Origin of the sequence: Kineococcus gurbantunggutensis (genome assembly GCF_050871925.1) — a bacterium.
Classification (GTDB): domain Bacteria; phylum Actinomycetota; class Actinomycetes; order Actinomycetales; family Kineococcaceae; genus Kineococcus.
The window spans coordinates 1-21,510 of record NZ_JBJLSG010000019.1; the positions used below are offsets into that span (position 1 = coordinate 1).

General features: G+C 76.0%; 19 protein-coding genes and 1 pseudogene. 4 read left to right on the forward strand and 16 right to left on the reverse strand.

The features are described 5' to 3' along the window. The 9 genes and pseudogenes from ACRYR7_RS05410 to pyrR all read right to left on the reverse strand — a co-directional run. A pseudogene (locus ACRYR7_RS05410) lies at positions 1-399 on the reverse strand (hypothetical protein); the annotation flags it as partial. Further along, a complete protein-coding gene (locus tag ACRYR7_RS05415) occupies positions 396-2,111 on the reverse strand; it encodes an ABC transporter transmembrane domain-containing protein (RefSeq protein ID WP_432571050.1) in 1,716 nt (571 codons plus the stop codon). The pseudogene ACRYR7_RS05410 and the gene ACRYR7_RS05415, both read right to left, overlap by 4 nt. 86 nt (positions 2,112-2,197) lie before the next feature. Beyond that, entirely contained in the window at positions 2,198-3,067 is an 870-nt protein-coding gene (pyrF, locus tag ACRYR7_RS05420; RefSeq protein ID WP_432571051.1) for an orotidine-5'-phosphate decarboxylase, read from the reverse strand. Beyond that, positions 3,064-6,369, reverse strand: coding sequence for a carbamoyl-phosphate synthase large subunit (carB, locus tag ACRYR7_RS05425; protein WP_432571052.1), 3,306 nt, complete (start codon positions 6,367-6,369; stop codon positions 3,064-3,066). Before carB ends, pyrF begins: the two co-directional genes overlap by 4 nt. Then, positions 6,369-7,601 carry a glutamine-hydrolyzing carbamoyl-phosphate synthase small subunit gene (carA, locus tag ACRYR7_RS05430; protein WP_432571053.1) on the reverse strand — a complete coding sequence of 411 codons (1,233 nt, stop codon included), beginning with the start codon at positions 7,599-7,601 and terminating at the stop codon, positions 6,369-6,371. The genes carB and carA overlap by 1 nt, the downstream gene beginning before the upstream one ends. Then, on the reverse strand, positions 7,598-8,143 hold the full coding sequence (locus ACRYR7_RS05435; RefSeq protein WP_432571054.1) for a PH-like domain-containing protein: 546 nt from the start codon (positions 8,141-8,143) through the stop codon (positions 7,598-7,600). The genes carA and ACRYR7_RS05435 overlap by 4 nt, the downstream gene beginning before the upstream one ends. Then, the gene (locus tag ACRYR7_RS05440; RefSeq protein WP_432571055.1) at positions 8,140-9,456 is read right to left on the reverse strand and encodes a dihydroorotase; all 1,317 of its coding nucleotides are present in this window, start codon (positions 9,454-9,456) and stop codon (positions 8,140-8,142) included. Before ACRYR7_RS05440 ends, ACRYR7_RS05435 begins: the two co-directional genes overlap by 4 nt. Beyond that, the gene (locus tag ACRYR7_RS05445; protein WP_432571056.1) at positions 9,453-10,445 is read right to left on the reverse strand and encodes an aspartate carbamoyltransferase catalytic subunit; all 993 of its coding nucleotides are present in this window, start codon (positions 10,443-10,445) and stop codon (positions 9,453-9,455) included. Before ACRYR7_RS05445 ends, ACRYR7_RS05440 begins: the two co-directional genes overlap by 4 nt. Continuing rightward, complete coding sequence (gene pyrR, locus ACRYR7_RS05450; protein WP_432571057.1) at positions 10,445-11,008, reverse strand: bifunctional pyr operon transcriptional regulator/uracil phosphoribosyltransferase PyrR; 564 nt, start codon at positions 11,006-11,008, stop codon at positions 10,445-10,447. The genes ACRYR7_RS05445 and pyrR overlap by 1 nt, the downstream gene beginning before the upstream one ends. Positions 11,009-11,273: 265 nt before the next feature. Between pyrR and bldD the strand changes: the two genes are divergently transcribed. Further along, positions 11,274-11,768 (forward strand): transcriptional regulator BldD, encoded by a 495-nt coding sequence (gene bldD, locus ACRYR7_RS05455; protein ID WP_166609695.1) that lies wholly within the window; start codon positions 11,274-11,276, stop codon positions 11,766-11,768. A gap of 165 nt (positions 11,769-11,933) precedes the next feature. Here bldD and nusB read toward each other — a convergent pair whose 3' ends face one another. Together nusB and efp are read right to left on the reverse strand one after the other, a co-directional pair. Then, on the reverse strand, positions 11,934-12,344 hold the full coding sequence (gene nusB, locus ACRYR7_RS05460) for a transcription antitermination factor NusB (protein ID WP_432571058.1): 411 nt from the start codon (positions 12,342-12,344) through the stop codon (positions 11,934-11,936). A gap of 1 nt (position 12,345) precedes the next feature. Next, positions 12,346-12,906: an elongation factor P gene (efp, locus tag ACRYR7_RS05465; RefSeq protein WP_432571059.1), complete on the reverse strand. Its 561-nt coding sequence runs from the start codon at positions 12,904-12,906 to the stop codon at positions 12,346-12,348. A 215-nt stretch (positions 12,907-13,121) separates the two neighbouring features. Here efp and ACRYR7_RS05470 point away from each other — a divergent pair, with 215 nt between their 5' ends. From ACRYR7_RS05470 to ACRYR7_RS05480, 3 genes are all read left to right on the forward strand, one after another. Next, positions 13,122-13,547, forward strand: a complete 426-nt coding sequence (locus tag ACRYR7_RS05470) for a hypothetical protein (RefSeq protein ID WP_432571060.1) — start codon at positions 13,122-13,124, stop codon at positions 13,545-13,547. A 434-nt stretch (positions 13,548-13,981) separates the two neighbouring features. Next, positions 13,982-15,142 (forward strand): hypothetical protein, encoded by a 1,161-nt coding sequence (locus ACRYR7_RS05475; RefSeq protein WP_432571061.1) that lies wholly within the window; start codon positions 13,982-13,984, stop codon positions 15,140-15,142. Continuing rightward, positions 15,136-16,356, forward strand: a complete 1,221-nt coding sequence (locus ACRYR7_RS05480; protein ID WP_432571062.1) for a hypothetical protein — start codon at positions 15,136-15,138, stop codon at positions 16,354-16,356. The genes ACRYR7_RS05475 and ACRYR7_RS05480 overlap by 7 nt, the downstream gene beginning before the upstream one ends. Here ACRYR7_RS05480 and aroB read toward each other — a convergent pair. From aroB to pilO, 5 genes are all read right to left on the reverse strand, one after another. Continuing rightward, positions 16,343-17,443: a 3-dehydroquinate synthase gene (gene aroB / locus ACRYR7_RS05485; RefSeq protein WP_432571063.1), complete on the reverse strand. Its 1,101-nt coding sequence runs from the start codon at positions 17,441-17,443 to the stop codon at positions 16,343-16,345. The genes ACRYR7_RS05480 and aroB overlap by 14 nt on opposite strands. Next, positions 17,440-17,970 (reverse strand): shikimate kinase, encoded by a 531-nt coding sequence (locus tag ACRYR7_RS05490; RefSeq protein ID WP_432571064.1) that lies wholly within the window; start codon positions 17,968-17,970, stop codon positions 17,440-17,442. The genes aroB and ACRYR7_RS05490 overlap by 4 nt, the downstream gene beginning before the upstream one ends. A gap of 129 nt (positions 17,971-18,099) precedes the next feature. Continuing rightward, positions 18,100-19,539, reverse strand: coding sequence for a cell wall-binding repeat-containing protein (locus tag ACRYR7_RS05495; protein WP_432571065.1), 1,440 nt, complete (start codon positions 19,537-19,539; stop codon positions 18,100-18,102). A 62-nt stretch (positions 19,540-19,601) separates the two neighbouring features. Beyond that, positions 19,602-20,822, reverse strand: a complete 1,221-nt coding sequence (locus tag ACRYR7_RS05500) for a hypothetical protein (RefSeq protein ID WP_432571066.1) — start codon at positions 20,820-20,822, stop codon at positions 19,602-19,604. Beyond that, positions 20,822-21,487, reverse strand: coding sequence for a type 4a pilus biogenesis protein PilO (gene pilO / locus ACRYR7_RS05505; RefSeq protein ID WP_432571067.1), 666 nt, complete (start codon positions 21,485-21,487; stop codon positions 20,822-20,824). Before pilO ends, ACRYR7_RS05500 begins: the two co-directional genes overlap by 1 nt. Positions 21,488-21,510 lie beyond the last annotated feature (23 nt).

Consider the following 21,510-nt stretch of genomic DNA (forward strand, 5'->3'; position numbering starts at 1 on the left):
CCCCCCCCCCCCCCCCCCCCCCCCCCCCCCCCCCCCCCCCCCCCCCCCCCCCCCCCCCCCCCCCCCCCCCCCCCCCCCCCCCCCCCCCCCCCCCCCCCCCCCCCCGCCGAGGACGGCGACGACGACGTCGACGACGCGCCCGAGCAGCAGCGGCACGAGCACGAGCCCGGCGCTGGAGGCGGCGGTGGTGACCAGCGCGCCCAGCAGGGTGCGCCGGTGCGCGCGGGCGGTGGCCAGCAGGACGGCGCCGGTGCGCCGGGCGGTGGCGACGGGCAGCGGCGCGCCCGGGGCCGCGCCGGCGCCGGGACCGGTGGCCGGGTCGGTGCGGGGACCGGTGCCGGTGGCGTCCGGTCCGGTGGCCTCCGGTCCGGTGGCGCGCGGGTCGGTGGTGGCGCTCACCGCAGCACCGCCGCGGCGTAGGCGGGCTCGCGCAGGAGCTCGGCGTGGGTGCCGGCGCGGCACCCCTCGGCGGTGAGCAGCACGACGCGGTCGCAGCGCGCCAGCAGCATCGGGGAGCTGGTGAGCACCACCGTGGTGCGCGCCGCGCGCGCTCCCGGGGGGCCCTCGCCGTGGCGCAGGGCGCGCAGCCCGGCGGCGACGGCGTCCTCGGTGACGGCGTCCAGGGCGGTGGTGGGGTCGCGCAGGACGAGCACGGGCCGGTCGGCGGCCAGCGCCCGGGCCAGCGCCAGGCGCTGCTGCTGGCCGCCGGAGAGGTTCGCGGCGCGCTCGAGCAGCGGGGCGTCCAGGCCGCCGGGCCGGGCGCGCACGACCTCGTCGGCGGCGGCCGCGGCCAGCGCCGGCTCCAGGCGCGCGTCCACGCCGTCGCGGCCGGGCCCGGAGCCGGTGGTCAGCGCCTCGCGCAGGGTGGCGCCGAGCAGGTGCACGGTGTGCGGCTCGACGAGCAGGGCGCCGGTGGCGGCGGCCGGCTCGCGGGCGGGGTCCAGGGCGCCGAGGCGGACGGCCCCGGCCCGCGGCGCGCGCTGCCCGGCGAGCACCCCGGTGAGGGCGTCGGCGACGGCGACGTCGGTGGTCACCACGCCGAGCATCTCCCCCGGCCGCGCGGTCAGGTCCACCCCGCTCAGCGGGCCGGCGCTGACGCCGTCGAGCACGAGGGGCTCGGCGCCGCCGGCGGGGGCGGCGCCCGGAGCGGTGGCCGCGGGGCCGGTGGGCCCGGGCAGCAGGGCGGCGACGCGACCGGCGCTGGCGCGCGCGACGGCCAGGCCCTGCACGCACCGGGTGATGGTGCGCACCGGGTCCTCCAGGAACGCCGCGGCGCCGACGACGGTGACGAGCTCGCCGACGTCGATGCGCCCGCGCACGGCCAGGGCGGTCGCGGCGGCGGCCGTGCCCAGCAGCAGCAGCCCGGTGGCCAGGGTGCTGGCGCCGACGACGGTGGCGGTGGCGCCGGCGGCGCCGACGGCGGCGTCGCGGGAGGTGCGGCTGGCGGTGCGGTAGCGGCGCACCGCCTCGGGCACGCCCCCGAAGCCGCGCAGCGGGCGCAGGCCGGCGAGCAGGTCGGCGGCGGTGGCCGAGGCCAGGCCGGCGGCCTCCTGCCGGGTGCGCACCCGCCGCTCCAGGCGCGGGGCCAGGCGCTGCAGGCCCAGCACCAGCAGCGGCACCGCCACCAGCAGCCCCAGGCCGAGCAGGACGTCCACGCGCAGCAGCACGACCGCGGAGACCGTCATGCCCACGCCGGCGGAGAACAGGTAGCCCAGCAGGGCCAGGACCTGGGCGGTGTGGCGGGTGTCGGAGGTGGCCACGCTGAGCACGTCGCCGTCGCGCAGGGCCGGCGCGGCGGGCGGGCGGTGCAGCACGGCGCGCAGCACCTCCACGCGCAGGTGGTGCGCCTCGCGGAACTGCGCGCCGTCGATGGTGACGAACGCGAACGCGCCGGCGGAGGTGAGCACCGCGAACAGCGCCAGCACCCCGGCGACCGACCAGGCGATCGCGCCGGTGTCCCCGGTGGCCACGGCCCGCTCGACGACCAGGCCGACGGCCACCGGCACGAGCGCCTCGCAGACCTGGTGCACGGTGGAGGCCGCGCAGCCCACCAGGGCGGGGCGCCGGCGGCGGCGCAGGACGTCGGCGAGCAGCCGGCGCGAGGGGTTCACGGGAGGCGACCCTAGTGCCGCCGCCGCGACGCCCACCGCCGTTTCCGCCGCCGTCGCCGTCGCGGCCCGGCGGGCCGTGGGGGTCCTCAGCCCTGCGCGAGCGCGGCGCGCACCGCGTCGGCGCTGCGGCGCGCGGCCCCGCGCAGCGCCGCCGGGGCCGGGCCGGCGGCGAGCACCTCGCGGGAGCTGGCGGCCAGCACGCGGTGGCGCGCGTCGCCGAAGACGGTGCGCAGGTCCTCGGCGGTGGCGCCCTGCGCGCCGACGCCGGGGGCCAGCAGCCAGCCGTTGACGGCGGCGAGGTCGATGCCCAGGTCGGTCACGGCGGTGCCGACGGTGGCGCCGACGACGAGGCCGACGTCGCCGGCGGGCGGGGCGCCGGCGTTCTCGGCGGCGGCGGCCTCGGCCACGGCCCGGGCCACGGAGCGCCCGTCGGGCCCGAGCGCGTGCTGCACGCCGGGGCCCTCGGGGTTGGACGTCAGCGCGAGCACGAACACGCCGCGGCCGTGCGCGGCGGCGACGTCGAGCAGCGGGCGCAGGGAGCCGAACCCCAGGTACGGGGAGGCGGTGACGGCGTCGCCGGCCAGCGGGGAGTCCCCGGCGAAGGCGTCGGCGTAGGCGGCCATCGTGGAGCCGATGTCGCCGCGCTTGGCGTCCACGAGCGTGAGGACCCCGGCGTCGCGGGCGTCGGCGATCACGCGCTCCAGGGCGGCGAGGCCGCGCGAGCCGTGCCGCTCGAAGAACGCCGCCTGCGGCTTCAGGGCCGCCACCGACCCGGCGAGCGCCTCGACGACGGTGCGCCCGAAGCGCTCCACGCCGGCGGCGTCGTCGGGCAGGCCCCACGCCGCCAGCAGGGCGGCGTGGGGGTCGATGCCGGCGCACAGCGGGCCGTGCTCGGCGACGGCCGCGGCCAAGCGGGCGCCGAAGCGCCGCCCGGCCGCGGGCCCCGGGGCGTTCACGCGTGGAACCCCTCCCAGGCGGCGGCCAGCGCCGCGGCGTGCTCCTGCAGCGGGGCGACGTTCGTGCCGTGCCCGGCGCGCACCGCCTCGATGGCCTGCACGGCCGCGGACAGCTCCTGCACGGTGGTGATGATCGGGGCGCCGACGGCGGTGGAGGCGGCGCGGATCTCGTAGCCGTCGGCGCGGGCCTGGTTGCCCGAGGGGGTGTTGACGACCATCGCGACCTGCCCGGCGCCGATGCGCTCCACGATGGTCGGCTCCCCGCCCTCGCCGGTGCCCTCGGAGTGCTTGCGCACCACGGTGGAGGAGATGCCGTTGCGGCGCAGCACGTCGGCGGTGCCCTCGGTGGCCAGCAGCGTGAACCCGAGGTCCGCCAGTCGCTTGACGGGGAAGACCATCGCCCGCTTGTCGCGGTCGGCCACCGAGATGAACACGGTGCCGGAGGTGGGCAGCCCGCCGTAGGCGGCGGTCTGGGACTTGCCGAACGCGGTGGGGAAGTCCGCGTCGATGCCCATGACCTCGCCGGTGGAGCGCATCTCCGGGCCCAGCAGGGAGTCCACGACCTGACCGTCGGCGGTGCGGAAGCGCGCGAAGGGCAGCACGGCCTCCTTCACCGACACCGGCGAGGAGGGCGGCAGGACCCCGCCGTCGCCGCGCGCGGGCAGCAGGCCCTCGGCGCGCAGCTCGCGGATGGGGGTGCCGGCCATGAGCCGGGCGGCGGCCTTGGCCAGCGGCACGCCGGTGGCCTTGGAGACGAACGGCACGGTGCGCGAGGCGCGCGGGTTGGCCTCCAGGACGTACAGCACCCCGGCGGCCAGGGCGAACTGCACGTTGAGCAGGCCGCGCACCCCCACGCCGCGGGCGATGGCCTCGGTGCTGCGGCGCACCCGCTCCAGCTCGGCGCGGCCCAGCGTGGCGGGGGGGATGACGCACGCGGAGTCGCCGGAGTGGATGCCGGCCTCCTCGATGTGCTCCATGATCCCGCCGAGGTACATCTCCTCGCCGTCGAAGAGGGCGTCGACGTCGATCTCGACGGCGTCGTCGAGGAAGCGGTCCACCAGCACCGGGCGCTCCGGGGAGACCTCGGTGGCGGTGGCCATGTACTCCTCGAGGGAGGCCTCGTCGTAGACGATCTGCATCCCGCGCCCGCCCAGGACGTAGCTGGGGCGCACCAGCACCGGGTAGCCGATGCCCTCGGCGATCGCCCGGGACTCGGGGAAGGAGGCGGCGGTGCCGTGCTTGGGGGCGATCAGGCCGGCGCGCTCGAGCACGCGGCCGAAGGCGCCGCGCTCCTCGGCCAGGTCGATGGCCGCCGGCGAGGTGCCGATGATCGGCACGCCGGCCTCCTCCAGCTTGGCGGCCAGGCCCAGCGGGGTCTGCCCGCCCAGCTGCACGATGACGCCGGCGACGGGGCCGCAGCGCGTCTCGGCGTGCACGACCTCCAGGACGTCCTCCAGCGTCAGCGGCTCGAAGTACAGCCGGTCGGAGGTGTCGTAGTCGGTGGAGACCGTCTCGGGGTTGCAGTTGACCATGACGGTCTCGAACCCGGCGTCGCGCAGCGCGAAGCTGGCGTGCACGCAGGAGTAGTCGAACTCCACGCCCTGGCCGATGCGGTTGGGCCCGGAGCCGAGGATGACGATCGCCGGCTTCTCGCGCGGGCGGGTCTCGTCCTCCTCGTCGTAGCTGGAGTAGTGGTACGGCGTGGAGGCGGCGAACTCCGCCGCGCAGGTGTCGACCGTCTTGTAGACCGGGCGCACGCCCAGGGCGTGGCGCACCCCGCGCACCACGGCCTCGTCCATGTGGCGCAGCTCGCCGATCTGGACGTCGGAGAAGCCGTGGCGCTTGGCGTGGCGCAGCAGGTCCGGCGTCAGCTCGTCGGCCTCGCGGACCTCGACGGCGATCTCGTCGAGCAGGAACATCTGGTCCAGGAACCACGGGTCGATGCGGGTGGCCTCGAACAGCTCCTCGGGCGTGGCGCCGGCGCGGATGGCGCGCATGACCAGCCCGATGCGCTCGTCGGTGGGCTGGCGCACGCGGTGCAGCAGGTCGCGCAGGTCGCCGGGGTCGCCGGCCCAGCTGAACTGCGCGCCGCGCTTCTCGGTGCTGCGCAGCGCCTTCTGCAGGGCCTCGGTGAAGTTGCGGCCCAGCGCCATGGCCTCGCCGACGCTCTTCATCGTCGTGGTCAGCGTGGGGTCGGCTGCGGGGAACTTCTCGAAGGCGAACCGCGGGACCTTGACGACGACGTAGTCCAGCGTCGGCTCGAAGCTGGCCGGGGTGGAGCGGGTGATGTCGTTGGGGATCTCGTCCAGGGTGTAGCCCACGGCCAGGCGCGCGGCGATCTTGGCGATGGGGAACCCGGTCGCCTTGGACGCCAGCGCCGAGGAGCGCGAGACGCGCGGGTTCATCTCGATGACGATGATGCGCCCGTCCTCGGGGTTCACCGCGAACTGGATGTTGCAGCCGCCGGTGTCGACGCCGACCTCGCGGATGACGGCGATGCCGATGTCGCGCATCCGCTGGTACTCGCGGTCGGTGAGCGTCATGGCGGGCGCGACGGTGATGGAGTCGCCGGTGTGCACGCCCATGGGGTCGAAGTTCTCGATGGAGCAGACGACCACGACGTTGTCGGCGCGGTCGCGCATCAGCTCCAGCTCGTACTCCTTCCAGCCCAGGATCGACTCCTCCAGGAGGACCTCGGTGACCGGGGAGTGGTGCAGGCCCTGCCCGGCGATGCGGCGCAGGTCGCTCTCGTCGTAGGCGAAGCCGGAGCCCAGGCCGCCCATGGTGAAGCTGGGGCGCACCACCAGCGGGTAGCCCAGGTCGCCGGCGGCGGCGAGCACCTCGTCCATCGAGTGGCACAGGTGGCTGCGGGCGGACTCCGCGCCGCAGCGCTCCACGACGCCCTTGAACAGCAGGCGGTCCTCGCCGAGCTTGATGGCGTCGACGTCGGCGCCGATGAGCTCGACGCCGTGCCGCTCCAGCGCGCCGTTCTCGTACAGCGCGATCGCGGTGTTCAGGGCGGTCTGCCCGCCGAGGGTGGCCAGCAGCGCGTCGGGCTTCTCCCTGGCGATGATCGCCTCGACGGTGGCGGGGGTGATGGGCTCGACGTAGGTGGCGTCGGCCATCTCCGGGTCCGTCATGATCGTCGCCGGGTTGGAGTTGACCAGGACCACGCGCAGGCCCTCGGACTTCAGCACCCGGCACGCCTGGGTGCCGGAGTAGTCGAACTCCGCGGCCTGGCCGATGACGATCGGCCCGGAGCCGATGACGAGGACCGAGGAGATGTCGGTGCGGCGGGGCATCAGGCGTCCTTCTCGGTCGGGTCGTTCTCGGTGGTGTCGGCGGCGCCGGTGTCGTCGACGAGCTGCGCGGCGGGCGTCCCCTCCATGAGGGAGACGAACCGGTCGAACAGGTAGGAGGCGTCGTGCGGGCCGGCCGCGGCCTCCGGGTGGTACTGGACGCTGAAGGCGGGGGCGTCCAGGCAGCGCAGGCCCTCCACGACGCCGTCGTTGAGGCCGACGTGGCTGACCTCGGCGCGCCCGTAGGGGGTCTGGCGCACCTCCCCGGCCTTGCCCTCGACCGCGAAGCCGTGGTTGTGGGCGGTGACCTCGACCTTGCGGGTGGCCAGGTCCATGACGGGCTGGTTGATGCCGCGGTGGCCGTACTTGAGCTTGTAGGTGCCGAAGCCGAGGGCGCGGCCGAGCAGCTGGTTGCCGTAGCAGATCCCGAAGAACGGGATGCGGCGCTCCAGCACGCCCTGCAGGACCTCGATCTCGTGCGTGGCGGCGGCGGGGTCGCCGGGGCCGTTGGAGAAGAACACCCCGTCGGGGGCGGAGCCGTCGGGCCCGGAGGTCAGCACCTGCTCCAGCGTGGCGGTGGAGGGCAGCACGGCGACCTCCACGCCGCGCTCGGCCAGGCGCTGCGGCGTCATCGACTTGATGCCCAGGTCCACCGCGGCGACGGTGAAGCGGCGCTCGCCGGCGGCGGGCACGACGTAGGGCTCGGCGGTCGTGACCAGCGAGGCCAGGTCGGTGCCGACCATCGCCGGGGCGGTGCGCACCGCCTCGAGCAGCTGCTCGGCGGGGCGCTGGGCGGCCTCGCCGGAGAAGACCCCGACCCGCATGGCGCCGCGCTCGCGCAGGTGCCGCGTCAGCGCGCGGGTGTCGACGCCGGAGATGCCCACGACGCCCTGCGCGTCCAGCTCCTGCTCCAGCGAGCGGCGCGAGCGCCAGTTCGAGGGCACCCGGGCGGGGTCGCGCACGACGTAGCCGGCGACCCAGATGCGCCCGGACTCGGCGTCCTCGTCGTTGTAGCCGGTGTTGCCCACGTGCGGGGCCGTCATCACGACGACCTGGCGGTGGTAGCTGGGGTCGGTGAGGGTCTCCTGGTAGCCGGTCATGCCGGTGGAGAAGACGGCCTCGCCGACGGTCTCACCGACGCGGCCGTACGCGCGGCCGCGGAAGGTGCGGCCGTCCTCCAGCACCAGCACCGCCGCGCCGCGGGCCCCGCGGCCCTGGGTCGTCGCCTCGCTCACCGGGCACCTCCGTCGTCCTCGTCCTCGCGCCTGCTGCGCTCGTTCTCCTCGGTGCGCGCGCCGCGCACCATCCGCTCCACCTGCTCGGCGAAGCGGGCCCCCTGGGCCGGGTGGCGGGGCTTGACGCCGGTGTCGACGACGCGGTCCCCCAGCCGCCAGCGCAGCACCACCAGCCCGTCGCTGCGCCCGACCCACTTGCCCACCATGCCCGGGCCGTGCCCGACGCCCACCACGTCCGCGGTGGGCACCACGAACGAGCGCGCGCCCTGGCGCAGGAAGCCCACGCCCTCGTCGACGAAGCCGACGGCGACGGCGCTGCGCGTGCCCAGGCCGTGGGCGGCGATGCGGTCCAGGGCGTTCTCCGCGTCGGTGGTGGACACGTACACGCCCTCGAAGGCGTCGCGCATGCCCTCCCAGTCCCGCGAGCCGATCGGGCGCGGCAGCGTCTTCTGCCGCAGCGCGCGCCCGCGGTAGCCGGCGAACATCATCCGCCACAGCAGCAGCAGCGCGACGAGCAGGACGATCGTCCAGACGAACCTCACGGCCGCTCCCCCTCCCCGTGCGGCGCGGCGAGCCGGCCGTCGAGCACGGTGGCGCGGCCGCGGAAGAAGGTGGCGACCACGCGCCCGGGCAGCTCGGTGCCGCGGAAGGGCGAGTTGCGCCCGGCGGTGGCCATGCGCTCGGGCTCGACCGTCCAGCGCGCGGCGGGGTCGAGCAGCACGAGGTTGGCGGGGCTGCCGGCGGCCAGCGGCGCGCCCTGCCCGGCCAGGCCGCCGATGCGCGCGGGCGCGGCGGACATGCGGTCGGCCACGTCGGCCCAGGTGAGCAGGCCGGTGTCCACCATCGTGGACTGCACGACCGACAGGGCGGTCTCCAGGCCGGTCATGCCCATGGCGGCCGCGGCCCACTCGCAGTCCTTGGCCTCCACCGGGTGGGGGGCGTGGTCGGTGGCGACGACGTCGATGGTGCCGTCGGCCAGGCCCTCGCGCACGGCCTCCACGTCGGCCTGCGTGCGCAGCGGCGGGTTGACCTTGTAGACGGGGTCGTAGCCGCGCACGAGCTCGTCGGTGAGCAGCAGGTGGTGCGGGGTGACCTCGGCGGTGACCCGCACGCCGCGCGCCTTGGCCCAGCGCACGATCTCCACCGAGCCGGCGGTGGACAGGTGGCACACGTGCAGGCGGGAGCCGACGTGGTCGGCCAGCAGCACGTCGCGGGCGATGATCGCCTCCTCGGCCACGCTGGGCCAGCCGCGCAGCCCCAGCACGGAGGAGACGGCGCCCTCGTTCATCTGGGCGCCCTCGGTCAGGCGCGGCTCCTGGGCGTGCTGGGCGATCACGCCGTCGAAGGCGCGGACGTACTCCAGCGCGCGGCGCATGAGCACGGCGTCGGAGACGCAGTGGCCGTCGTCGGAGAAGACGCGCACCGCGGCGGCGGAGTCGGCCATGGCGCCCAGCTCGGCGAGCTGCTGCCCGGCCAGGCCGGTGGTGACCGCGCCCACGGGCCGCACCTGCGCCCAGCCGGCCTGCTCGCCCAGGCGCTGCACCTGCTCCACGACGCCGGCGGTGTCGGCCACGGGGTAGGTGTTGGCCATGGCGAAGACGGCGGTGTAGCCGCCCAGGGCGGCGGCGCGGGTGCCGGACTCGACGGTCTCGGCGTCCTCGCGGCCCGGCTCGCGCAGGTGGGTGTGCAGGTCGACCAGGCCGGGCAGGGCGACCAGGCCGGTGGCGTCCAGGACCCGCGCCCCCTCGGGGGCACTCAGGCCGGGGCCGACCTCGGCGATCAGCCCGTCGCGCAGCAGCAGGTCGGCGGGCTCACCGCCCAGCGGGCGCGCTCCGGTGACCAGGGTGGTGCTCACGAGTCGCCTCCGGGGGTGGGTGCGGCCGGTGCCTCCCCGGCCAGGAGCAGGTACAGCACCGCCATGCGCACGGCGACGCCGTTGCCGACCTGCTCCACGATCGTGGAGCGGGCGCTGTCGGCGGCGTCGGCGGAGATCTCCAGGCCGCGGTTCATGGGGCCGGGGTGCATGACGATGGCGTGCTCGGGCAGCAGGGCGGCGCGGCGGCGGTCCAGGCCGTAGCGGCGGCTGTACTCGCGCGCGGAGGGGAAGAAGCCCCCGCCGGTGGTGGTCATGCGCTCGGCCTGCACGCGCAGCATCATCACCGCGTCCGGGGCGCCGGTGCTCAGCGCCTCGTCGAGGTGGTGCGAGACCGCGCAGGGCCAGGTGCCCACGCCCACCGGCAGCAGCGTCGGCGGGGCGACGAGGGTGACGTGCGCGCCCAGGGTGTGCAGCAGCAGCACGTTCGAGCGCGCCACGCGCGAGTGCAGCACGTCGCCGACGACGACGACGCGCACGCCCTCGAGGTCGCGGCCCAGCCCGTGGCCGCCGTCGCCGGCGCGCAGGTGCCGGCGCATCGTGTAGGCGTCCAGCAGCGCCTGGGTGGGGTGCTCGTGGGTGCCGTCGCCGGCGTTGACGACCGAGCCGCGCGACCAGCCGGCGTGGGCCAGGCGGTGCGGGGCGCCGGAGGCGGGGTGGCGCACGACGACCGCGTCGGCGCCCATGGCCTCCAGGGTCAGCGCGGTGTCCTTCAGGGACTCGCCCTTGGAGACGCTGGAGCCCTTGGCGGAGAAGTTGATGACGTCCGCCGACAGCCGCTTGGCGGCGGCCTCGAAGGAGGTCCGGGTGCGGGTGGAGTCCTCGAAGAAGAGGTTGACCACGGTGCGCCCGCGCAGCGCGGGCAGCTTCTTGATCTCGCGGCGCTGGGTGGCGGCCATCTGCTCGGCCACGTCGAGCACGCGCACGGCGGCCCCGCGGTCGAGGTCGGCGGCCGAGAGCAGGTGGCGCATCAGCGCTCACCGCCGGCCGGGGCGGGCGTGCTGATCTCCACCGCGTCGCGCCCGTCGCGCTCGGCGAGCAGCACGCTGACGCGCTCGGCGGAGGAGGTGGGCAGGTTCTTGCCGACGTGGTCGGCGCGGATCGGCAGCTCGCGGTGGCCGCGGTCGACGAGGACGGCCAGGCGCACCGCGCGCGGGCGGCCCAGGTCGGACAGGGCGTCGAGGGCGGCGCGCACCGTGCGGCCGGAGTAGAGCACGTCGTCCACGAGCACCACCACCCTGTCGTCGACGCCGCCGACGGGCAGCTCGGTGGGCAGCAGCTCGCGGGTGGGGTTGCGGCGCAGGTCGTCGCGGTACATCGTCACGTCCAGGGAGCCGACGGGCACCCGCGCGCCCTCGACCTCGGCGATGCGGGCCGCCAGGCGCCGGGCCAGCGGCACCCCGCGGGTGGGGATGCCCAGCAGCACCAGGTCGTCCGGGCCCTTGTTGGCCTCGAGCAGCTCGTGGGCGATGCGCGTCAGCGCCCGCTGGACGTCCGCTGCTTCGAGCAGGACACGCCGGGCAGCAGTCACCACCGACCTCCTTCCCCGCCTCACGGGACGGTTCCTTAAAGGACGTCTTCGCACGGCCCGGGGAGCGGGCCGCGGTGAGCGCCACCCTACAGGTGGCCCGGTGCGACCCGCGGGGGGTGCCCGCGGGGCCCGATCACTGTCGTTGTGAGATCAAACGCTCACGCGCAGTGACAGCACTGGTGCCGAGAGGGTGGAAATCCCACGGAGAGCGGCCGTTCACGGTGGGTCAGCTTGACGAAGGTCTTCACGCTCCGTGACGATTCTCGGCATGGCATCGGACTACTCCCGCGCACTCGGATCGCGCCTTCGCGCCATCCGTACCCAACAGGGGCTGTCCCTGCACGGCGTCGAAGAGAAGTCCGAGGGACGGTGGAAGGCCGTCGTCGTGGGCTCCTACGAGCGCGGCGACCGTGCGGTGACCGTCCAGCGGCTCGCAGAGCTCGCGGACTTCTACGGGGTCCCGGTCTCGGCCCTCCTCCCCGAAGGCGCCCCGCAGGGCAGCACCGAGCCGCCGGCGCGGCTCGTGCTCGACCTCGAGCGCCTGCAGGAGGTGCCCGCCGAGAAGGCCGGCCCCCTCGACCGCTACGCGAAGACCATCCAGTCCCAGCGCGGCGACTACAACGGCCGGGTGCTGAGCATCCGCGCCGACGACCTGCGCACCCTGGCCGTCATCTACGACGTGCCGGCCACCACCCTGTGCGACGAGTTCATCGCCTGGGGCGTGCTCAACCCCGACGCGCGGCGCGCCGTCGAGCACGGCTGACCCACCCACCCACCGGACGCGCGACGGCCCGGTCACCCCGCGAGGGGTGGCCGGGCCGTCGTGCGTGGTGCGCGCGGTGCACGGGCCGCCGGGCGTCCGGAGCGGCGAGGGCGGGCGCGCGCCGGCCCCCGGCCGCGGTGCGCGGACGGGGGCGGCGGGCGCGCCTCAGGCGGTGAGGGTCTCCTTCAGCTCCGCGACGCGCGCCAGCAGGCCGTTGACGAAGCGCGGGGACTCGTCGGTGGACAGCTCCTGGCACAGCTCCACGGCCTCGCTGATGGCCACGTGGTCGGGCACGTCGTCGGCGTGCAGGACCTCCCACACGCCCATGCGCAGCACCGCGCGGTCCACCGCGGGCATCCGGTCGACCGTCCAGCCCATCGAGTAGGTGGACAGCACCTCGTCGATGCGGGGCAGCTCGGCCACGACGCCCTCGACGAGCGTGGAGGCGTACTCCCCCACCGGCGGGTCGGCGCGCAGGATCTTGTCCCTGAGCACGGTCAGCGGGTCCAGGCCGCGCTGGTCGGCCTCGAAGAGGACCTCCAGCGCGCGGCGACGGGCCTTGCGGCGGGCCGCCACGTCAGCTCACGCGGCCGAGGTAGTCCCCGGTGCGGGTGTCGACCTTGACCTTGGTGCCCTGCTCCAGGAACAGCGGCACCTGGATCTCGGCACCGGTCTCCACCGTGGCCGGCTTGGTGCCGCCGGTGGAGCGGTCGCCCTGCAGACCGGGCTCGGTGTAGGTGATCTCCAGGACCACGGAGGCCGGCAGCTCCACGTACAGCGGGGTGCCCTCGTGGGTGGCGACGATCGCCTCCTGGCTCTCCAGCATCCAGTTCGCCGCGTCGCCGACCGTGGCCTGCGGGATGGTGATCTGGTCGTAGGTCGAGGAGTCCATGAACACGAAGTCCTCGCCGTCGCGGTACAGGTACTGCATGTCCCGCTTGTCCACGGTCGCGGTGTCGACCTTGCTGCCGGCGTTGAAGGTCCGGTCGACGACCTTGCCGGACAGGACGTTCTTCAGCTTCGTCCGCACGAAGGCGCCGCCCTTGCCGGGCTTCACGTGCTGGAACTCGACCACCGACCACAGGTTGCCGTCGAGGTTCAGCACGGTGCCGTTCTTCAGGTCGTTCGTCGATGCCACGTCGTCTCTCAGTCCGTCTCGTCGTCCGTGCGTCCCGCGGACCGGGACCGGGCGCGGGTGTGGTGACGCCATCGTACCGACGAGCGGCACCACCCGGCTCCCCGCGCGGGTCGCGCACCGCTCAGCCCGCCCGCCGGCGCGCCGATGGGGACGCGTCGGCCCCCACCCGGGCCGTCCCGCGCACACCGCCGCGCAGATCGCCGAGGAGGTCGCCCGTGCCCGAGCAGCGGACGGGCTGCGCGCCCCCCGCGCGCGCCGGCGGCCCGGCGCAGCCGGTGGTCGCGCTCGCCCTGGCGCGGCGGCGCACCCGCGCCCGCGCGCGGCGGGCGGCGGCGCGCGCCGCGGTCCTGGCCGCGGCGGTGGCCGGCGCGGTGCTGCTGCCCCCGCACGCGCTGGCCGCGCACGACCGGGCCGTGGCGGCGGTGCTGCTGCACGACCTGCGGGTCGCGGCGCAGGCCCAGCGCACGCACCACGACCTGTACGGCACCTACGCCGGCGACCTCGCGCAACTGCCCGGCGGGCGCCCGTCCACGCGGGTGCGGGTGGTCTCCGCCGGCCCGGACGGCTTCTGCCTGCTCGCCCGGGCCCGCGGGGTGCTGCGCCACGCCACCGAGGACGGTCCCGCGGCCCACTGCCGCTGACCCCGCCGCAGTGCCGCGAGGGCGCACCGCGGTGACGACCGGGGCAGGGTCCTCACCGACGTCGTCGGTGCGGTCCTCGGCCTGGGCTCCACGGGCCTGGTGGCGACGGTGGCGGTCCCCACCCTGCTTCACCGGCGCGCGGAAGCGGCGGACGCGCGGGTGAGCACGGACCTGCGCGGCGTGGCGAGCGTCCAGGAGGCGCACCGGAACCTGCACGGCAGCTACGCGCCCGGCGTGGCGCTGCTGGACGTGGCCGAAGCGCGCAGCGACGTGGCGGTGCTGCACGCCGCCCCAATGGGGTACTGCTTGGGCGGGCACGACCCGCGGGGGCGGGGCACCGTCCGGTGCTTCTCCTCCACCTCCGGAGCGGCGTCGAGGACGTCCTGCGGCCGCGGCGGACTACGGTCCCCGACGGATCGTGCCGATCACCCCTCGTGCCTACTCCGACGACGCGCTGGACGGTGCCCGACGCGCCGCCGCGCCGGCTGACAGCGCTGGCCCGGGGCCGCTTCGCGCTCCTGGCGCTGGCGGCGCTGATCCCGGCGCTGTGGCACCTGCGCGGCGGAGCGCTTCCCGGGGACTGGCCCTTCTTCCAGCAAGCGGCCGAGGTGCTCCTGGGTCGGTCCGCGACGGCGCCGCTGCACCTGTACGAGGCGCTGCCCGCCACCCAGGTCGGGCCGCTGCCGCTGCTGGTGACCGCCCCGGCCACCCTGCTGCCGGGGACGGTGGGCGGGACGGTCACGGCCGCGGTGCTGGCGATGTGCCTGCCGCTGTGCTGCGCGCTGCTGGAGGCGAGCGCCCGCACGGTGCTGGGACCCGACCCGTGGCTACCGGTCACGACCCTGGCCGCGGGCGCGTTCGCCAGCATCTACTGGTGGCGGCTCGCCGCCGAGTACGCCCACCCGGACGACGCGCTGGTGGGCGTCGCGCTCGCTGGGGCGCTGCTGTGCGTGGTGCGTGGGCGCCACCTGCGAGCGGCCGTGCTGCTGGGCCTGGCCGCCTCGGGCAAGCCGTGGGCGGTGGGTCTGCTGCCGCTGGCCGCGGCGTCCCGGGCGGGCGCGTCCCCGCGCTGGGGCGCCGCGGTCCTCGCCGGCGCCGTCGCCGCGCTGCCGTGGCTGCCGTTCCTGCTGGGTGCGCGGGGGACGTGGAGCGCCCTGAGCGGTTTCCGCGTTGACGTGTGGACGACGTCCCCGCTCACCCTGCTGGGGGTCACCGGCCCCGTCCCGGGGTGGGTGCGGCCGGCGCAGTTCGCGCTCGCCGTCGCGGTGTGCGCCCTGGCCGTCGCCCGCGGCCGCTGGCAGCTCGGCGCCTTCCTGGCCGTGGCCGCCCGCCTGGCCCTGGAGCCGCAGGCGTGGGACTACTACTTCGCCACGCTGGCCCTGGCGGCGCTGGCGGCCGACCTGCTGCGCCGGCGGGGACGGGGGCCCTGGCTGACCGCGGCGACGGTGCTGGTGCTGTACGACGCCCGCTGGCTGGCTGACGACGCCGCGCTGATCGGCGCCCTGCAGGCGCTGCCGCTGGTGGCGGGGCTGGCGCTGCTGGTGCGGTGGCCCCTCCCCGGTCGGGTTCCGGCGCAGGTGGGGCCGACGTGCTGAGGCTCGCGGACGGGCTGCTGCGGCACCGGTTCGCCGTCGTCGCCCTGGCCGCCCTGGCGGTGGTCGTCACGAACCTGCTGGTCTCCGGGGCACCGGACGACTGGTGGTACTTCCAGGAGGCCGCGCGCGTGCTGGCCGGGCTGGACCCGCGGGTGCGCCCGTGGGAGTTCTACGCCGCCCACCCGGGCACCTGGATCGGTCCGCTGCCGCTGCTGGTGGCCACCCCCCTGGCCCTGCTGCCGAACGCGGTGGGCGGGTGCACCGTCGCGGTGCTCAGCGGTCTCGCCCTGGCCGGGGTGGCCGGGCTGGCCGAGGACTGCGCCGCGCACGTCGGCGTGCCCGTCCAGCGGCGGAGGATCGCGGTGGTCGTGGGCGGCTGCCTGGCGGCACCGGTGTGGACGGAGTTCTGCACCACGTACACCCACCCGGAGGACGTGGCTGTGGTCCTCCTCTCCGCCGTGGGGCTGCGAGCGCTGCTGCACGGACGGGCGGTGGCGTGCGGGCTGGCCGTCGGCCTGGCGGCGGGGGGCAAGCCGTGGGCGGTCGGCCTGGTCGCACTGGTGCTCGCCCTGCCCACCTGGCGCGGCAGGCTGCGCGGCGCACTCGCCGCCGGCCTCGCCGCCGGCCTGCCGTGGCTGCCGTTCGCCCTCGCGCCGGGGGCGCTGAGGGCCGTGTCCTCCTCCACCGCGCTGGTCTTCACGGGCACGCCCCTCGGCCTCGCCGGCTGGGCCGGCGAGGCGTACCCGAGCACGGCGCGCCTGACGCAGTTCGCGCTCGCCCTGGTCGTGGTCCTGGCACTGGCCACCGTCGCGAGGCGCCCGGCGCTGGGGCTCTACGCGTGCGTCGCCGCACGGCTGGCGCTGGAGCCCCAGGTCCTGGACTACCACTGGGCGTCCCTGGCGGGTGCGGCCGTCGTGGCGGACGCCGTGGCGGGGCGCCGAACCCCCGCCTTCTCCTTGGCGGTGTTCAGCGCCTACCAGGTCAGTCGGAACGTCGCCCCGGGGACGGAGTGGCTCTCCGCGGGCGGGCAGCTGGTGCCGCTGCTGGTGGTGCTGGTGGTGCTGCTGCGGGCACCGCGCCACCCGGCGGGACGAGCACGCTGGTCACCGCCCGCTGCCACCGTCACGAACGCGGCCGCCGCGGTACCGCGCCCCCGCGCGGCGGCCCGGTTCGACGGGCCGCGACGGCGGGCGCCGCGGTTCACCCGGCGCTGATCTCCGCGTACGCCGCCTGCAGCATCGCGGGGTCCGGGCCCTCCAGCCGCGAGGGCCGGCCGATGCCGTCCAGCACCACGAAGCGCAGCAGGGCGCCGCGGGACTTCTTGTCGCGCTTCATGGCGTCCAGCAGCTGCGGCCAGCGGTCCCCGCGGTAGGTGACGGGCAGGCCCAGGGAGGTCAGCACCTCGCGGTGCCGGTCGGCGTCGGCGTCGGAGAGGCGCCCGGCCATGCGGGCCAGCTCCGCGACGTAGACCAGGCCGACGCTGACGGCGGCGCCGTGGCGCCACTGGTAGCGCTCGACGAGCTCGACGGCGTGGGCGAAGGTGTGCCCGTAGTTGAGGATCTCCCGCAGGTCGGACTCCTTGAGGTCCTCCCCCACCACGTGCGCCTTGACGCGCACCGCCCGCTCGACCAGCTCCGCCAGCACCGGCGAGCGCGGGTCCACGGCCGCGGCCACGTCGGCCTCGAGGAGCTCCAGGATGCGCGGGTCGGCGATGAAGCCGCACTTGACGACCTCGGCCATGCCGGCGCGCAGGTCGTGCGGGGGCAGGGTGTCCAGGGCGTCGAGGTCGCACAGGACGCCGGCGGGCGGGTGGAAGGAGCCGACGAGGTTCTTGCCCTCGGCGGTGTTGATGCCCGTCTTGCCGCCCACCGCGGCGTCCACCATCGCCAGCAGCGTGGTGGGCACGTGCACGACGCGCACGCCGCGCAGCCACGTCGCGGCGACGAACCCGGCGAGGTCGGTGACCGCTCCCCCGCCCACGCCCACGACGGCGTCGGAGCGGGTGAAGTCCGACTGCCCCAGGACCGTCCAGCAGAACGCGGCGACCTCGGCGGACTTGGCCTCCTCGCCGTCGGGCACCTCGGCGAGCACCACCTCCAGCCCCTGGGAGACCAGGTCGTCGCGCACGGCCTCGCCAGTGCTGCGCAGCGCGCGCGGGTGCACGACGAGGACCTTGGCGACCTTCTCGCCGAGCAGCCCGCGCAGCTCCCCCAGCAGGCCGCGCCCGACGACGACGTCGTAGGGCGCCTCCCCCGGCACGGTGATCCGGACGGGTGCGGTGGTCTGGCTGGGCTCGGTCATCGGTCCTCCGGGTCTGGCGCGGCACGTCCCGGCTCGCTGGCGGCCGGCTCGATCTGGGCCAGGACCTCGCGGGCGACCTCCTCGGCCGTCCGCCCGTCCGTGGCCACGCCGACCGTAGCGACCTCCTCGTAGGCGCGCTGACGGGCGGCGTGCAGGTCGGCGAGGTCGGGGCGCTGCAGCACCGGGCGGTTCGGGTCGCCGCCGGTGCGCGCGCGGGTCTGCTCCAGGCTCACCCGCAGGTGCACCACGGTGTGACCGGCCAGCGCCCGGCGGGTCGCCGCGCGCCCGCACGCGCCGCCGCCGAGGGACACCACGGCCTCCGGGCCGGCCAGCACGTCCGCCACGGCGGCCTGCTCCAGGTCCCGGAAGACCTCCTCGCCGTCGGCGCGGAAGACGTCCGGGATCGGCCGGCCGGCGCGCTGCTCGACCACGTCGTCGGTGTCGGTGAACGGCAGATGCAGGTGCCCGGCGAGCAACCGACCCACCGTGGTCTTGCCCGCACCCATGAAGCCGACCAGGACGATCACGGGCGGGCTCCTGCAGGTGGGTTCTCGACGGGCCCGACGATCCTACGGCCCCCACCGGACCGCCCGCCGTGCGGGGACGACGCAGGGCCCCACCCCGGCGGGGGTGGGGCCCTGGAACGGCCGCAGGGGTCAGCGCACGGCGGCGTCGCCCAGGTACACCGTAGTGGCCAGGCTGCCGACGACCGGGGTCGTGCCCGGGGTGGTGGTGACGATCTTCAGGTTGTCGACCCCGCGGACGTCCACGTCGAAGGGTGCGGGCGCGCCGCGGCGGACCTCGGCCCGCGCGAGCAGCCTCTCGTCGCCGTACACCTCGACCGTCGAGGTGGTGCCGGACGTGTTGCCGTCGGCGACACCGGCGACCATCGTGAACCGGCTGTACGCGGCCCCGAGCTTCCACGTGCGGTAGTCGGAGTTGCGCGGGTCGGTGTCGTACGCGGGTGAGCGCGGGTAGAAGCGGCCGGCCATGGTCGCGTGGTCGGAGGCGAAGCGGGCGCTGCCGGTGGGCCAGGGCAGCTCGTCGAGGTACTTCAGCGCCGGGGCCCCGGCGGGCCGGCAGTTGGTGCGCTTGGCGGCCTGCTCCGTGAAGCTGGGAGCGCCGCCGACCGAGTAGAGGCGGGTCGCGCCGGGGCCGTACCCCGCCTCGACCCGTTCGATCTCCAGGTTCACGAACTCGGGCACGCAGTCCCCCGGTGCGAGCAGCAGCGGGCCACCGCGACGGCCCGCCGCCGCGCCGGCCGGCAGCGCGTCGGCGAAGCCGGCTCCGCTGGCGAGGACGACGTCGTCGGCGGTGTCGAAGAACGCGCGGCTGACCGCGACGGCCGTCTCGTAGCGGTCGGCGCCCGCGATGCGGTCGACGGGCGCGTCGGTGTACCGCTGCAGCTCGCGCAGGACCGCGTCGGAGACCTTGCCCGCCCCGCCCACGACGCTGATGGCGCGCGGCCGCAGCCGGACCAGCTCGGCGGCGGTGGCGGCCGGGACGGCGTCGCGCTGCACGAGCAGCAGCGGAGACTCCTCGTGCGCGGCGGCGGCCGAGCCGGCGAGCGCGTCGGGGAAGTCCTCACCGGTGGCGACGACGACGTGGGCGTGCTCGTCGCCCGCGCCGGCCGGTGTGCTGTAGAAGCGGTGGGAGAGGTTCGCCGCGGTGGCGTACCGGTCCACCCCGTCCACGCGCGACAGCTCAGCGCGGGTGTTCTGCCGCAGCCACGTCATGACGTCGGGGCCCACGGCCCGCTCGCTGCCCACCACGACGATCCGCTGGGCGTAGACGACCTGCTCGCGGACCTCCCGGGTGAGCTGCCGCTGGGGCGTCAGGTAGACGTTGCCGCCGATCGTGCCGGCGACCGCGCCGGCGCTGAGGCCGTCGGGGAAGTTCTCGCCCGTGACGATGAACGCGGTGGCCGTGGGGTCGTCCGCGGCCATGACGGAGGTGACGTAGCGGTCGGGACCGTACGCGGGGGTGGTGCGCACGGGGGTGGCCGCAGCCGCACCGGCGACGAGGGTCCCGGCCGTGGCCGCCAGCGCCAGCACCGCCGCGGCGCGACGGGGGCCGGGCGTCTTCTTGATGGACATGGGTTCTCCGCGGAGTGCTGGTGGTGGTCGGGGCGGCGGGTCGGACCGGGAGGACGCGGGCGTCAGAAGCTGACGCCCGCGTCCTCCCCGGCGCCCATGACGGTGAAGTAGGTGATACCGGCCGGGTCCTTGAACGCGAGCACCTCCGGGGCAGTGGCGGCGCGCTCGAGGTCGGCGACACCGGCACCGACGAAGGTGAGGGAGGTGCCGGGCAGGGCGTCGTCCTTCTTCAGGTACACGGCCTCCTGCCGGTCGACGCGCACGAGGTAGCGGTCCCCGCGCTTGCCGACGACGCGCACGGTGCCGGAGGTCTTGCCCACGGCGGCGTCCGGCAGTCGCGTCTCCTCCGGGACCACCCAGCCGCAGTCGGGACCGCTGGTGGGCTTGAACACGGCCTTGACGACGGTCTCGGTGATCGACGTGCAGTTCTCGGTGGCGTTGTTGCGCTGCTCGGCGCTGGCCGGGTCCGTCCCGTTGGCGGCGCGACAGGAGGCCTTCTCGTCGTCCGTCATCGTCCGCGTCGTGGGGGTGCCCTTGCTGGGCGAGAAGAGCGTCGAGGTCCCGGGTAGGACCGCCTCGGAGCCGAAGCTCTTGGTGTAGGTCACGTCGGCGCCGATCTCGAACCGGCCCTGGTTCAGCTGCGCGTCCCACCCCAGGAAGGTGATGCCGGGCTTCACCCAGGCGGGCGCGGTCGAGCGCGACACGGCGGGCGCGGGGGTGGTGACCGTGGTGGACGGGCGGGGAGCCGTCACCGGCGGCGTCGGGGTGCCGGTGACCGGGGCTGCCGTCGCTCGCGGGACGGTGGGGACGACCGCGGGACCCGGAGCACTGCCGGTGGACGTCCCTGCGGAGGTGCCGGCGGAGGTGCCGGCGGAGGTGCCGGTGCTGCGCACCGCCGTGCCGGCGGAGGTCGACGTCCCGGTGGACCCGGACCCGGAGGAGGTACTTGTGGCTCCGGCCCCGGAGGTGCTCGCGACGACCGCGGCGTCCCGGGGCGCGACGGTGGGGGCGAAGAGGTCGCGGCCGCCGAAGGCGAACGCCGCGGGGGTGGAGCCCTCGCTCACCGTGGGGGCGGGGCGCGAGACGGCTCCAGGGACGGCCGCGGCGGCCTCGTCGGCGCCAGGGGCGCTGCTCAGCCACAGGAAGGCGCCGGCACCGGCTCCCAGGACGGCCACGCCGGTGACACCGGCGACCAGCGCCCGCAGCGCACGGCCGTCCAGCGCCCTGCGCGCGGGCGCCGCGTCGAAGCCGTCGGCGGGCTCGGGCGGCATCTGACCGGTCATCAGCTCACCGTCTCGGTCGTGGACGCCGTGGCGTCGCTGGTCGTGGCGCCCTGCTGGGCGGTGGCACCGGTGGAGGTGCCGGTGGACGTGGCGGACGTGGCGTGCGCGTCCTGCAGGACGAAGACGTCACCGGTGACGGTGGTGACGACCTCGCCGGTGGTGGTGGCGCGCTTGACGGACACGGACTGCACGAGGAAGAAGCGCTGCATGTCGGCCTGCACCATCTTCAAGAACAGTTCCGAGCCGGCGAACGAGCCGCGCACGGTGGTGGTCACCGGCACGGCGGTGACGCCGGTCGAGCCGGTCTGGGCGCCGGTCTCGAAGGGTTCGGGCGCTCCGGGCGCCACGCTGTCCAGGCTGACGCCGGCCGCGGTGGCGTAGCCGGAGAACTGCCGCAGCAGGGCGGGGACCTGGGCGCTGTCGGGCAGGGTGGCGCGGATGGCCGCGAGCTCGGCCCTGCGCTGGTCGAGCGTGGCGAACTGCGCCCTCAACTGCTCGGTCTCGGCGGCGAGGCGGTCGTTGGACTGCCGGACTCCCGCCGTCTGGGTGGCCAGGTCGGCGGCCTCGGCCCGCTTGGGCGCGACCGCCAGGAAGTAGGTGGCCACCAGGACGAGGAGGGCGAGGACACCGGTCCCCGCGATCCACGCCGTGTTCTTCGTGCGCATCATGTCGTCGAACCCCCTGTCGT